A 13,660-nucleotide genomic window follows, 5' to 3' on the forward strand; every position below is an offset into this window, starting at 1 on the left:
GGGTATGGAAGTTATGCACGAGCGTAATGCTCACAACTTCCCTCTAGATTTGGCTTCTGGTGAAGTTACCCCCGTTGCTCTGACCGCTCCTGCTATCAACGGTTAATACTGAGTTTTAGTTTGCATCCTAAGCGTTCTTCCAATCGGGAGAGCGCTTTTTATTTGAACTATTACTATCACCAGAACAAAAATTAACTTTTGTCAGAACATAGGTAGAATACATAAGCCTGGTCTTTTTTCTTAACATCATGGGTAACACTTTTGGGCATCTATTTCGCGTTACTACTTTTGGTGAATCCCACGGCGGTGGTGTGGGAGTTGTGATTGATGGTTGTCCTCCGCGACTAGAAATTTCAGCAGAAGAAATTCAAGTAGAACTAGATAGAAGGCGTCCAGGACAAAGTAAGATTACAACGCCTCGTAAAGAAGCTGACACTTGCGAGATATTATCTGGGGTGTTTGAAGGTAAAACTTTAGGGACACCGATAGCTATTGTGGTGCGGAACAAAGATACTCGTCCTCAAGATTATGACGAGATGGCGCAGAAGTATCGCCCTTCTCACGCCGACGCAACTTATGATGCCAAATATGGTATTCGCAATTGGCAAGGTGGGGGTAGATCATCAGCCCGTGAGACAATTGGACGAGTAGCAGCAGGTGCGATCGCCAAAAAAATTCTTCATCAATTTGCCAATGTTAAAATTATTGGCTACGTCAAGCGCATCAAAGAATTAGAAGGCGTAGTTGATCCTAATACTGTCACTTTAGAACAAGTTGAAAGCAACATCGTGCGCTGTCCCGATGCCGAGGCTGCCAATCGCATGATTGAATTAATTGAGCAAATCGGTAGACAAGGCGATTCTATCGGCGGTGTGGTAGAATGTGTAGCCCGGAATGTGCCGAAAGGTTTGGGCGAACCAGTATTTGATAAATTAGAAGCAGATATTGCTAAAGGTGTGATGTCTCTCCCTGCAAGCAAAGGTTTTGAAATTGGTTCGGGTTTTGCGGGGACGCTGTTAACAGGAATTGAGCATAACGACGAATTTTATATCGATGATCAAGGTGAAATTCGCACCGTCACCAACCGTTCTGGTGGAATTCAAGGAGGAATTTCTAACGGGGAAAATATTATTTTGCGAGTCGCGTTCAAGCCAACAGCAACAATTAGAAAAGAACAAAAGACTGTTACCAATGAGGGTGAAGAAACTGTATTAGCAGCGAAAGGACGACATGATCCTTGTGTATTACCGCGTGCAGTCCCAATGGTTGAAGCGATGGTGGCTTTAGTATTGTGTGACCATGTGTTACGGCATCATGGGCAATGTCAGGTGTTGTAGATAATACGCAATTTTTGAAAGTAATTTTACTAATGGGGTTGGTGTTTGTGCCATCCCTATTTTTAGTAATTGCCTCTATAGTATCAGATGGCACAATCTAAGTGGTGTTATTGCGGTATCTACTAACATGGACAAAGAGTTTCAAAATCGTTTAAAACACTTTACTGCTTTAAAATCCAAGTACCAAGCCATTAAAAATAACGATTCATCACCCTCTAGTCCACTATATTTAATTTTGCGAAAAGCTGATTTAAACATTGAGCTTAATGAATTAGAGTCAGAATTTTTGCTTGAATCTGGACTTGTTGCAACCTTGGAAATTATTGGCAAAGAAAAAAACAATAGAACACAAGAATTGTTGAATCTAGAAATTGAATTTTCTCAATTAAAGTCTAAATATAAAGCTAAAAAACATAATATTTCCTGGGTAGATAGTAAGTTATATTACATTATTTTAAAACTTGAATGAGGAATTAAAATCACTGATTCAGAAGTTCAATGGCTGAGAGCAAATGGCTTATATGAAACAAATACAATTATTCAAGAAGTAAAAATATTTACTCAACTAAAATGTAAGAAGCAGATAAACCAAAACAAGCATTACAACTAACGAATAATCTAGAACTAGAAACAATTAAAGAAAATAAACTAAAGTCAGCGTTGCTAACCACCAGAGGTGGAGCCTTTAGAGATATAGAAGAATTAGATAAGGCAGAAAATTGCGCTCGCCAAGCTATTGAGTATCAGCCAAAAAGCCATCATCCATACACTTTAATGGGAGCTATTTGTTTTGAACGGCATCAATACTTAGATGGTGAATATTGGTTTCAAGAAGCAATTAAACGTGGAGCTAATCCTAGAGATATGGATTACGAAATCATGCGAGTAGTAAAAAATACTAAGGATGAAAACAAGCGTCGAGAAGTTATAGAGTATCTACTAAAAAAAGATTCACAGCGCTATTCTTGGGCTAGGAATTATCTCAAAAAGAATAAAAGATAAGGGCAGGCTAAAAATTTAGCATATTTATGAATTTTTTAATAAATATGCTAATACTGAGTATATGTAATTTAAGCTTAACTCTGACTTTATATTAAAAGTTACCGTAAAAATTTACGTACAATGGATTTTATTACAATTCTAGGATTAGCTGCTGCCACACTAACCACGATCGCCTTCTTACCACAAATGTTTCAAACCTGGCGAACAAAGTCAGCAAAAGATGTTTCTTACGTCATGCTGATTACATTCATGAGCGGGTTGTTTTTATGGTTAATCTATGGCATTTATCTCAAAGCTTTGCCGATTATTCTTGCTAATGGTGTGACATTGTTTTTTAACCTGATAATTCTATCGCTTAAAATTAAATATAGATAACCCTGTTGCGTGCCCTTCAGACTAGCAGTCTGAAGCTACACAAATTAAACCTGCCTTCACAGCTTTCAATTCCCGCGCAGGCGACTTTGCTTGTGTAGAGTTTTATTCGCCAGCTTTTTGACAAACATCCCCAAAAAAACTGTGACATCTTCTGTATTTGCCGCTGAACGTCTTTTATTCACCCCCAACACCCCCAACACCGACGCTATCCCAGTAATTTTTGCCTTTCCCAATGAATACAGCGTCGGTATTACTAGCCTTGGCTATCAGGTAGTTTGGGCAAGTTTGGCAATGCGTGATGATGTGCAGGTGAGTCGTCTATTTACCGATACTCACGAACAACTCCCAAGAAAGCCGGAAATTGTGGGATTTTCTATTTCGTGGGAACTAGATTACGTAAATATCTTAAATTTGCTGGAATCTTTGGAAATTCCGATTCGGGCAACTTCCCGTAATGATAATCATCCGTTAATTTTTGGTGGTGGGCCTGTTCTTACGGCTAACCCTGAACCTTTTGCAGATTTTTTTGATGTAATTTTACTAGGAGATGGAGAAAATCTGCTAGGACATTTTATTGAGGCATATAAAGAAGTTAGGAATGCTTCTAGAAAAACTCAACTTGAATTCCTTGCACAAGTACCGGGGGTGTATGTTCCCAGTTTGTATGAAGTGGAATATCACACAATAGATGGTGCTGTAAAATCGATTAAACCAATCTCCGCAGCAATTCCGCCAATAGTGCAAAAGCAGACTTACCGGGGAAATATTTTATCAACCTCAACTGTCGTTACAGAAAAGGCAGCATGGGAAAATATTTACATGGTGGAAGTGGTAAGAAGTTGTCCAGAAATGTGCCGCTTCTGTCTGGCGAGTTATCTCACATTACCATTTAGAACAGCGAGTCTTGAAGGTTCATTAATTCCAGCCATTGAAAGAGGTTTGCAAGTTACAAAGCGGCTGGGATTATTGGGTGCTTCGGTAACTCAACATCCAGAATTTGAGACGCTGCTAGATTATATCAGTCAGCCTAAGTATGATGATGTTCGTTTAAGCATTGCCTCAGTACGAACTAATACAGTAACAGTGCAGCTTGCAGAAACTTTGGCGAAACGAGACACGCGATCGCTTACCATTGCTGTAGAAAGTGGTTCGGAAAAAGTACGCCAAATCATCAATAAAAAACTCAAGAATGATGAAATTATTCAAGCTGCTGTAAATGCTAAAGCTGGTGGCTTGTCAAGTTTGAAACTCTACGGAATGGTAGGAATTCCTGGTGAGGAACCAGAGGATTTAGAGCAAACTGTGGCGATGATGCGTAGTGTTAAAAAAGCTGCTCCCGGATTGCGGCTAACGCTAGGATGCAGCACCTTTGTACCCAAATCACATACACCTTTTCAGTGGTTGGGTGTGAATCACCAAGCCGAAAAGCGGTTGCAGATGTTACAAAAACAGCTAAAACCTCAAGGGATAGAATTTCGCCCAGAAAGCTATAATTGGTCAATAATACAAGCTTTGTTATCAAGAGGCGATCGCCGACTCTCCCAACTGCTCGAACTTACTCGTAACTTTGGCGATTCCTTAGGCAGCTACAAACGTGCTTTTAAACAACTCAAAGGTAAAATTCCTGACTTAGATTTCTACGTTCATGCTGACTGGTCAACAGAGCAAATATTACCCTGGAATCACTTGCAAGGTCCTCTACCACAGTCTACACTACTGAAACACTTGGCTGAAGCCAGAAGTTATTTTGACTCATCCCCAAAAGAACTTCAGCCATTAAATTCATAGCTGACAAATTAATGCAAACAACATCAGAGTATTACTGCGCTTATTGCGGTGAACCAAATTTAACCTTTATTGATTTGAGTGCTGGGGGACAGCAATCTTATGTAGAAGATTGTCAAGTTTGCTGTAACCCAAATATCTTATATGTGCGGGTTGATGAAGACACCCTAGATGTCGAAATTGATAGCGAGTACGAAGAATGATTTAGGTTTTTCTTTCCATGCTGCACTTTAAACATTCATCTGTAATTAATGCACCACCAGAAGTAGTTTGGAAATTCCACGAAAGACCAGATATATTGCAAATGCTGACTCCACCTTGGCAACCTGTTAAAGTGATGCGTCGAGAGGGAGGCTTAGAGGTGGGTGCTATCACAGAATTTCGCCTGTCTCTTGGGCCATTACCCTTAACTTGGTTAGCGCGGCACACTCAGTGTGAAAAATATCGCCTATTTACTGATGAACAAATATCCGGGCCTTTTGAGACTTGGATACATAGGCATGAATTAGAACCAGAAAATGGCAACACCAGATTGACTGATGCTATTTCCTTTGCCATGCCTGGTGGAAACGCATTTGAATTTATTAGTGGTTGGTTAGTACAAGCACAACTAGAAGCTACGTTTCGCTACCGTCATTATGTAACGAAGCGCGAGTGCGAATCACAATAGCAAAGTGCTAATTAATTCACTTATCTTGATTCTTCAACGTTTGCCGCGAAACCCACTTAATTAAACCGGGAAACAGTCGATAAAACGCCTGTGAAATATTTGCAGAACCAACCATTACCTCCAACTTTTGATTCTTGACTGCATCCCATATAGCATTTGCTACATCTTCAGGCTTTTCTACTACAGGAGCTTTTAAAACATTGTCGAGTTGTTCACGACGATTTTTTAAGTCTTCCTCATCTTTACCCCGAAAAACTGCCTTATCCATAAAACTACTTCTGATCAAATTCGGGTAAATTCCACACACATGAATATTTTTTGGTTTTAATTCTGCTTGTAGTGATTCCGTCAATCCGGTTACACCAAATTTACTCGTACAGTAGGGAACTAAATAAGCAGTAGGCACTTTGCCACCGATAGAACTTACGTTAACGATAGTTCCGCTTCTCCGTTGCAAGAAATGAGGCAGAAGGGCATCAATTGTATGAATATATCCCCATAAATTCGTGTCTATTACTTGATGCCAATCGCTGAGAGAAAACTGCTCGATTGGCCCAGATGCATAAATACCTGCATTATTTACCAGCACGTCAATATAGCCATAATACTCTAAAGCTTTTTCTACGAGTGTCTTTACCTGAGATGGGTCTTTGACATCGCAAGTAACAATCAATGGCGCTGAATGACCTAAATTTTGTAACTCTTGTGCTACGGTTTGCAATTGGTCAGCCTGACGTGCTGTTAGTATTAGGTCATATCCTTTTTGGGCAAACAAAAGAGCTGTTGCTTTACCAATACCTTGCGAAGAACCTGTAATCAGAACTGTAGGAGCCATACTCTAAATTTGAAAAGCGTTATTTACTATCTATTAGTCTGGTTAATAACAGATAAGAAACCTTCTCACTTTTGTTAGATTTTTTATTGTATTTAGAATATTAATTTGCTGATATGTTTGCCAGTATTAATTATCCAAAAAAACCTCTACTCAATAGGCTAATTTTTGGTATAAAACTGGTTATTGAAAATTCTTATAATCTCATCCTTTAGACTTGCTTGCACTTTAGAACTACAGACAGATAGCACTAAATGAGTGGGCAAGTACCATGAAATATGTAATTAAATACTTTAGGAAAATTAACAATGGAACGTTATCCTAGTGATGCAACTGAAACCGCATACAATGGCAAAGATCGTAATGCCGCTGAACCAGGGATTACTCCTCAGACGGAACTTTGGAACGGGCGCTTGGCAATGATCGGTTTTCTAGCTTATCTACTTTGGGATCTCAACGGCTACAGCGTAGTGCGGGACGTACTTCACCTCGTTTCCAATACCCCCCGTTAGCAATTGACCATCTTTATAGCAGTTAGGACTGTTGGTAAAACCTTAAGTCGAGGACATTGGTTGTTGCAAAGACCAGACTCAGCCGTGTCCTCACTGCTATTACCCAACCTTTGAAGCGAAAACAGTTTTGTATATGGTTGGATGTGTAATAATAGTTAAAGTATCTTAACATTTATACACATTTTTAGTCTTTGGCACTGTTTAGTGCAAAACGCTAATCACTAAAGATTTTTTGATGGTTGGTGCTCTTTGCCATGACTATATATGGGAAATTTTCAATTGAATACTACACGGAGTAAAAGTGTGATCCAGTTAGAACAAACAGCTAACTATCCGATACAACTGACCCAAATTTCAAAAAGTAAACCTTTATACAAGGGACTTTTTATTTCTATCGCCATTATCAGTGTATGGACGATTAGCATGGGTTTATTATTTTCCCTTGATATCTCCCAATTCAATTTTTTAATATTATTGCTAATCGTACTTTGGCAAACGTTCCTATACACAGGATTGTTTATTACGTCTCATGATGCCATGCACGGTGTAGTGTTTCCCAAAAATCTTAAAATCAATCATTTTATTGGGTCTTTTTGCTTAAGTCTTTATGGTCTTTTACCTTATCAAAAACTATTGAAAAAACATTGGTTACACCACCATAAGCCAGCAACTCAAATAGACCCAGATTTTCATAATGGAGAACACAAAAATTTCTTTGCTTGGTATTTTCATTTTATGAAAAGTTACTGGAGTTGGGGTCAAGTTATTGCTTTAACAATTATCTATAACGTAGCGGAGCATATATTCCATATATCTACAGATAAACTAAATTATTTTTGGGCAATACCCTCGCTTTTAAGTTCCTTACAATTATTTTATTTTGGAACTTTTCTACCCCATAGCGAGCCAGTAGGGGGTTATATTCAACCTCATAATGCCCAAACTATTAAACGTCCAATTTGGTGGTCATTTATTACTTGCTATCATTTTGGCTATCATGAAGAACATCATGAATATCCTCATGTTCCTTGGTGGCAGCTACCAAAAATTTACAAAATGCTTCAATCCTAAATTATTTTTTGTTTAAGTTATTTAGGTAATTAGTGATAGTGATTGGACATTTCTTCTCATTACCTATTTTTCTTAGTTGTTTGACTGTAATGAGGGACGTAAGCAAAGATAAGCAAGTGGGCCAATTAGCGGGACAAAAGCTACTGCCCAAAACACTTGGGAATTATTCCAGCGCCGACGGGCCATATCATCACCAAGAACTGTGGGAAATAAAAGACAGAAAAGGCAAAATGCCAAACTCATGCCATTAATAAAGCGATCGCTTAGAAATTGCTGCACAAAATCTCCCCAATCACCTAAGGTAAAACCATAGACAAGCAAGACAAGCGTGCTAAAACTCAGCACAATGCCAAAAAAGCGAGAATCTAGCAGATTCAAAAACGCATCCTTCTGTCCAGAAAACTCTTGATTCGGTTCTCGAAAAGCCAAATATGGCAAGAGTCCTAACACCCCTGAACCCACAGATGCTAAGGCAAAAGGCCAAAAGGGAATCGATTGCATTCTGCCATCAATAAATAAAACACCGCTGTAAATCAGTAGCCAGATGCCAACCAGGGAGAATAAAGACAGGATAATAGGATTAATAGCAGTCCATTGCAGAGTCAGTATATTTTTTAGTAAAGTTAACGTTTCCTCTAGGTGTAGCGGTGGAGCAAGCAGCAAAATATAGGCTATAAATCCACCCCATAATAACCACAAAGCAAGTTTTCTATTCATTGTTGAAGCTTAATATTACTTAGTTTGGTGCTGGTTGTTGCTTACCAGGTATTGTCTCTACACTTACTTCTGGTAAAGGTGGACGTATCGACAAATAGATTAATGGGCCGAATAGCGGTATCAAAGCTATTAACCAGAACAACTGAGGATTATTCCAACCACGCCGCGCCATATCATCTCCTAGCAATGCTGGAAATAATAAGCAAAGTAAGCAAAAATCCAAACTCATTACATGAATGAAGCGGCTAGTTTGCCATTGATGAAAGAAATCTCCCCCATCTCCTTGTAAGCCGTAGACAACTAAAATAGCTGTGGCTATGCTCAACAGTACTCCAGTCACGCGGGAATCGAACAACTTAAGTAAGATATTCTTTTTGCCGCTAAACCCTGGATTTGGCTTCCTTAAAGCTAAGTAAGGCAAAAGAGCAAACGCCCCCACTGCAAACGAGGCGGTCGCAAATAGCCAAGCGGGTATTTTTTGCCCTCTGCCATCAATTAATACCACTGCACTATAAATTACGGGCCAAATACCCATGATGTTGAATAGTGCGATGACTAATGGGTTAATGCCTTGCCACTCACCAGTAGAAAGGTTTTTAATTAACTCAAATGTATCAGGGCGATTGGGAGGAGCCAGAACAAAAGCATAAGCAATTACTCCCAGCCACAGCAACCCAAAGCCAATTTTTCTCACCATCTTTTCAACTGATTAACTGAAGGCTTCCGAGAGGTATTCAGCAGCCGCAGCCACAACAGCGATCGCATTTTCATAATCTAGGCGTGTTGGCCCTAAAACTCCCACACTCCCCACAGGTATTGCACCTCGGCGATAAGTAGAAGTAATTAAGGTGCAGGTACGTATTGGTTCTAAGGGGTTTTCTGCTCCAATGCGAACCGTTACCCGTGGCTTGCCCAAATCTTCAACCTCCGGCTCTTCAAAGATTAATCGCCATAGTTGGTCTTGTTCTTCTTCCAACAGATGGATAATCGTTTGTACTTGCTGTAATTGAGAAAATTCTGGCTGACGCAAAACTTCTGCAACTCCCCGAACCATAATTTGTGTTGCAGTTGGGGCTAAAGTCCGACGAGTTAATTCTGCAACCGAATTTTTCAAGAATTCGCCATAACGTTGAAACTCTTGATCTAATTCACTCCAGTCAAGGGTGGCTAATTCTAACAGACTTTTTCCCCGCAAGTGGGTATTTAAAAAGTTAGAAACAATCTGCAACTCGCGATCGATGACTTCTGGATCAAGTTGTGTTTGTTCTCGCGCAGGCGATAAATCCATCAATCTAGAATGAGTTTCGTAACCATCCGTGACTACAATCAGCATGATCCGTCCTGCTTCAATCTGCACTAATTGCAAATGTCGCAACGTTGCTGTATTGGTTTGCGGCATGGTAATCAAGCTGATACACCCACTCAAGGTTGCTAAAATTTGCGCTGCTCCTTGTAGTAAAGCTTCCAAACTCCAATCTTCCCAGTGGAGGCGCTTTTGCAACGCTAACTCTACCTGTTTTGCTAAAGCTTCAGAAGGTGTAATTAACTGGTCAACATAAATACGATAACCAGAATCGGAAGGTACTCGTCCAGCAGATGTGTGTGGTTGGTAAAGTAACCCAGATTTTTCTAAAACACCCATTACATTGCGAATTGTGGCTGAACTAACACCCAGGTCGTACTCTTCAATCAAAGCTTTTGAACCGACAGGCTCTGCTGTAGCAATATAGTGGCGTACCGTTGCCCAAAGTATATGCTGTTGTCGATTTGTCAACTGGACTTGCATAGGATATTTTCTACTGAAGGCAAATTTTAATTAAAGTTTGAAAAAATTCAGGGTTTTTAGGGAATTTTAAAAAAATATTAATGGTAAATTAATATAGCCATTTGTAAATTAAAATGGCTAATTATTTAATTCTATAATAATGAGTCGTAGTAAAGTTTCATAGCGGCAGCTTGTGAAGCTGTGGTCTCTTACAGCTTGACTGCTACTAGAAAATCTACTGGGATAAAATCCGAAATTCTAGCTTTTTATAGGTATTTTTACACAATTTATAGTGTAAAACTGTATTTTCAGCTACTAGTTATCGCTATATTTAAATACATTAGTACTGAGAAAGCATCTGAAAATTTACTGTGATTTTGAAAATTTCCTAGTCTTGAATCTAGTCTTGAATACTGATGTATGGCTTGTAATTACGAGGCAGAAAACCTAGCTGGCAGGAAAAGTACCAGCTAATTAGTGTCTAGTTCAAAACGATGAAAGGCTAGCTAATACTGGGGAATCGAAGAGTCAACTAACATGGAGTAGGCATCAATACCGCCGACAATGTTCTTAACATTTGTAAATCCTTGAGCAAGTAACCACTGACACATCTGGGCAGAGCGAATGCCATGATGACATAGCACCAGGGTTTCGGCATGGGGATTTAAGAGAGTGGGCACTTGATCGCCCCATTCGGCAAATTCGCTCAAAGGGAAGTTGACAAAGCCATCAATGCTAGCGATCGCTAGTTCTTGTGGTTCGCGTACATCTACTAACTGAATACTGGAATCTTCGGCAGATAGACGTTGTGCCAATTCCTCCACACTAATTTGAGCAATGGGTTGACTAAAAGATTTCCCTGTCATGAGGTTTTTGTTAACAATCCTATATTATTTATGTTGACAGAATATTCTGACCCTAGCATGAGCATCCATTCCTAATTACTCAGCTTTAATCAAGGTAAGGTATCAAAACGAAATGCCACTTGATCAAAGGGTCTCTAGCTGCCCTAAGTATTTTATCTTCAGCCTCTAGAGGGATCGTTTTTATGCTCCCGTGGCAACAAAAAAGTAGCATGAACCATCGTGTTTAGTAGGTCTAATGTGAACAGGCAAAGCTCATTTTTTGGTTTTCTAGTAGCTGGTATCATTGCAGTTCTAGTGGTTGTTACTGCTGGCTTTTATTGGTTTTTTGCTAAAAGTCCAGTTAACCTCACAACTTCTACCTCTGGGCCTAGTGCGGCGATATTCGTTTCCAAACAAGCTCCTATTACATTATCTTTGCTGGTGAATCCAGACCAATTGCAGGCATTAGACAAGGAAGGAGAATTGTCTAAGCTCAAAGCCAGTGTATTGGCTAAGAGTAACATCGATTATCAACAAGATATTCAACCTTGGCTAGGGAACGAAATTACACTAGCTGTTACGACCTTCGATATTGATCGCGATCCAGAAAACGGACAGCAACCAGGGTATCTGATGGCGCTAGCAACTACAAAACCGGAGAAAAGCCGCGAGTTTTTAGAGTTGTTATTTTCTAAGCGGGTGTTAGCTGGAGCAAACTTAGCCACTGAAGAATACAAAGGTGTCAAGCTGCTTTATGACAATCCTCCACCAAAGCAGGATTTGCTTGCCGGTGCATCTGTTGGGGAACGCTTTGTATTGTTTGCTAACGATCCCAAAGTTCTGCGAGAAGGTATTAATAATGTCCAGGCTCCCGATCTAAATTTAAGCAGTTCTCTCCAATATCAGAAAGCTACCCAACAATTACCCAAAGGTGGTTTAGCTGTAGCTTTTTTGAATCTTCCCACCGTAGCAAAATGGCAAGGTTTAGAACTGCAAGAACCAACCTATGACAGCGAAATTATTTCTCTATTGTTGAACCCCAAAGGCTTAGCGGCAGAAACTAGCTTTTTGAGTTCTTCGGCAACTGTTGCCTCATCCTCATCTCCATTACTATCTAAACCTGTAGGAGCATTGCAATATGTTCCAGCGTCAGCAGGTTTGGCAATTTCTGGTGCTAATTTGAGCAATTTGGGTGACACTGATTTAGCCAAACTGTGGAAACAAGCAACAGCAACTATATATAGTTCTGGAGAAGATGCGATTTCTCGATTTGGGAAACCATTGACGGAGATTCAAAAACGCTGGGGTATAAACTTGCCAGAAGATGTTTTTAGCTGGGTACAAGGAGAATATGCCATAGCATTATTGCCCCATCAGCAAACAACTGGTAATTGGGTGTTTGTAGTCGAAAAAACTCAGAGTGTATCAGAAGGTATTTCTCATTTAGATGCGATCGCCTCTGCCAAAGGGCTTAATATTAGCTCCTTCAACTTAGATCAACAAAAAATCTCTGCTTGGACAGAGTTAATTGCTGCTAGCAAACAAATTGATACCAAACGGCCAGCATACACAGTAGAGACGAAAATTCAAGGAGTACATACAACTCTAGGAAATTACGAAATTTTCACTTCAGATTTAGAGACAATGGCTGAAGTTCTGGCAGTTAAAGATAATTCTTTAATTAACAATCGTAATTTTCAAGATAGTATCGCTGTTATCCCCCGACCCAACCAAGGCTATATATATCTCGATTGGACAAAGAGCCAGAAGCTTTTAGAACGTCAGCTACCAATTCTCAAATTAGCGGAAGTAGTGGGTAAGCCTTTTTTCAACAATCTGCGATCGCTCACAGTTAGCAGTTACAGCAGCGATGCGGAATTGCTCAAGGGAGGTATTTTCTTAAAACTCCGTTAATAGTGCAATCTCAGCAGAGGGGACAAAGGAGAAAAAGCAGGGAGCAGGAGAGACAAGGGGACAAGGGGAAAGAACCATGATTAACTCTTGCTTCTTGTCCCCCCATCCCCCATGCTCCTTGTCTTCTTTATCCAATGCCCAATCCCCAATGCTGCTGTGCAAATGCTTGATTGTGGCGCATTTCAATGTGTCACACATTCGGAAAATTCACGGTTATTTTACTACAATATGTATATATAGTTACTAATAAAATTGCTTGTTAGAGGCTGCTATGAAGTGTTGTCGCCCCTGGTTTAAGTCTCAAAGTGGCTGGCTTTTAGCTATAGTTACTACCATTATGGCTCAACCTGTGATAGCACAGACAGCAAACTTTGGCACACTCAATCTTTCAGCAGGTTTTGATTCAGCAAAAGCAATAGTTGAAGGTTACACAGGCGGTTCTTATTCCTTATCTGCGATTAGCAACCGCGATCACAATAAAAAAGCCTGTATTGGCTTTGCTGATCCCAAACCAGATCACATCCTGACTTTGGAAAAAGACTTTACTCGTCTGAAACTACTCGTTAACAGTGGCGGGATCGATACCACTTTACTAATTCAAGGGCCAGACGAAACGACAATTCGCTGTGGTGATGATACTGGTAAGAGTAAAGACGCAAGCATTGACGACTCCAACTTTAAAAGGGGAACCTATCGAATTTGGGTAGGTACATTTCAGCCTGGGGTCAAGCAAAATTACACTCTGAAAGTGCAGCAGCCATAAAAGAGGCTGCGGACTGGAGACAATTTTTGCTATTACTCAATCTCTATTTGTTAGGGATAACACTCAGAAGGA

At 39.9% G+C, this 13,660-nt stretch carries 16 protein-coding genes and 1 pseudogene; 12 read left to right on the forward strand and 5 right to left on the reverse strand.

Translation table 11 applies throughout. The features are described from left to right. The 8 genes and pseudogenes from AC5JL8_RS27100 to AC5JL8_RS27135 all read left to right on the forward strand — a co-directional run. Positions 1-106, forward strand: a pseudogene (locus AC5JL8_RS27100) (photosystem II protein D1); the annotation flags it as partial. Between the two features lie 142 nt (positions 107-248). Then, positions 249-1,337: a chorismate synthase gene (aroC, locus tag AC5JL8_RS27105; RefSeq protein WP_495882783.1), complete on the forward strand. Its 1,089-nt coding sequence runs from the start codon at positions 249-251 to the stop codon at positions 1,335-1,337. A 127-nt stretch (positions 1,338-1,464) separates the two neighbouring features. Then, the gene (locus AC5JL8_RS27110) at positions 1,465-1,806 is read left to right on the forward strand and encodes a hypothetical protein (protein ID WP_495882784.1); all 342 of its coding nucleotides are present in this window, start codon (positions 1,465-1,467) and stop codon (positions 1,804-1,806) included. A gap of 191 nt (positions 1,807-1,997) precedes the next feature. Then, positions 1,998-2,339: a hypothetical protein gene (locus AC5JL8_RS27115; protein WP_495882785.1), complete on the forward strand. Its 342-nt coding sequence runs from the start codon at positions 1,998-2,000 to the stop codon at positions 2,337-2,339. Between the two features lie 120 nt (positions 2,340-2,459). After that, positions 2,460-2,714: a SemiSWEET transporter gene (locus AC5JL8_RS27120; RefSeq protein WP_495882786.1), complete on the forward strand. Its 255-nt coding sequence runs from the start codon at positions 2,460-2,462 to the stop codon at positions 2,712-2,714. A 141-nt stretch (positions 2,715-2,855) separates the two neighbouring features. Further along, positions 2,856-4,502 carry a B12-binding domain-containing radical SAM protein gene (locus AC5JL8_RS27125; RefSeq protein WP_495882787.1) on the forward strand — a complete coding sequence of 549 codons (1,647 nt, stop codon included), beginning with the start codon at positions 2,856-2,858 and terminating at the stop codon, positions 4,500-4,502. 11 nt (positions 4,503-4,513) lie between these two features. Further along, positions 4,514-4,702: a CPXCG motif-containing cysteine-rich protein gene (locus AC5JL8_RS27130; protein ID WP_495882788.1), complete on the forward strand. Its 189-nt coding sequence runs from the start codon at positions 4,514-4,516 to the stop codon at positions 4,700-4,702. Between the two features lie 17 nt (positions 4,703-4,719). Further along, the gene (locus tag AC5JL8_RS27135; protein WP_495882789.1) at positions 4,720-5,169 is read left to right on the forward strand and encodes an SRPBCC family protein; all 450 of its coding nucleotides are present in this window, start codon (positions 4,720-4,722) and stop codon (positions 5,167-5,169) included. Between the two features lie 16 nt (positions 5,170-5,185). Here AC5JL8_RS27135 and AC5JL8_RS27140 read toward each other — a convergent pair whose 3' ends face one another. Then, the gene (locus tag AC5JL8_RS27140) at positions 5,186-6,004 is read right to left on the reverse strand and encodes an SDR family NAD(P)-dependent oxidoreductase (protein WP_495882790.1); all 819 of its coding nucleotides are present in this window, start codon (positions 6,002-6,004) and stop codon (positions 5,186-5,188) included. A 305-nt stretch (positions 6,005-6,309) separates the two neighbouring features. Between AC5JL8_RS27140 and AC5JL8_RS27145 the strand changes: the two genes are divergently transcribed. Continuing rightward, positions 6,310-6,513 (forward strand): high light inducible protein, encoded by a 204-nt coding sequence (locus AC5JL8_RS27145; protein WP_495882791.1) that lies wholly within the window; start codon positions 6,310-6,312, stop codon positions 6,511-6,513. 303 nt (positions 6,514-6,816) lie between these two features. Further along, positions 6,817-7,584 carry a beta-carotene ketolase CrtW gene (gene crtW / locus AC5JL8_RS27150; protein ID WP_495882792.1) on the forward strand — a complete coding sequence of 256 codons (768 nt, stop codon included), beginning with the start codon at positions 6,817-6,819 and terminating at the stop codon, positions 7,582-7,584. Between the two features lie 72 nt (positions 7,585-7,656). Here crtW and AC5JL8_RS27155 read toward each other — a convergent pair whose 3' ends face one another. The 4 genes from AC5JL8_RS27155 to AC5JL8_RS27170 form a co-directional block, all read right to left on the reverse strand. After that, positions 7,657-8,301, reverse strand: a complete 645-nt coding sequence (locus AC5JL8_RS27155) for a hypothetical protein (protein ID WP_495882793.1) — start codon at positions 8,299-8,301, stop codon at positions 7,657-7,659. A gap of 19 nt (positions 8,302-8,320) precedes the next feature. Then, positions 8,321-8,998: a DUF2834 domain-containing protein gene (locus AC5JL8_RS27160; RefSeq protein WP_495882794.1), complete on the reverse strand. Its 678-nt coding sequence runs from the start codon at positions 8,996-8,998 to the stop codon at positions 8,321-8,323. 12 nt (positions 8,999-9,010) lie between these two features. After that, positions 9,011-10,087 (reverse strand): heat-inducible transcriptional repressor HrcA, encoded by a 1,077-nt coding sequence (hrcA, locus tag AC5JL8_RS27165; RefSeq protein ID WP_495882795.1) that lies wholly within the window; start codon positions 10,085-10,087, stop codon positions 9,011-9,013. 485 nt (positions 10,088-10,572) lie between these two features. After that, positions 10,573-10,932, reverse strand: a complete 360-nt coding sequence (locus AC5JL8_RS27170) for a rhodanese-like domain-containing protein (RefSeq protein ID WP_495882796.1) — start codon at positions 10,930-10,932, stop codon at positions 10,573-10,575. Between the two features lie 237 nt (positions 10,933-11,169). Here AC5JL8_RS27170 and AC5JL8_RS27175 point away from each other — a divergent pair, with 237 nt between their 5' ends. Continuing rightward, the gene (locus AC5JL8_RS27175; RefSeq protein WP_495882797.1) at positions 11,170-12,825 is read left to right on the forward strand and encodes a DUF3352 domain-containing protein; all 1,656 of its coding nucleotides are present in this window, start codon (positions 11,170-11,172) and stop codon (positions 12,823-12,825) included. Between the two features lie 271 nt (positions 12,826-13,096). Continuing rightward, positions 13,097-13,588, forward strand: coding sequence for a hypothetical protein (locus AC5JL8_RS27180; protein ID WP_495882798.1), 492 nt, complete (start codon positions 13,097-13,099; stop codon positions 13,586-13,588). Positions 13,589-13,660 lie beyond the last annotated feature (72 nt).

It is taken from the genome of Mojavia sp., assembly GCF_059505145.1.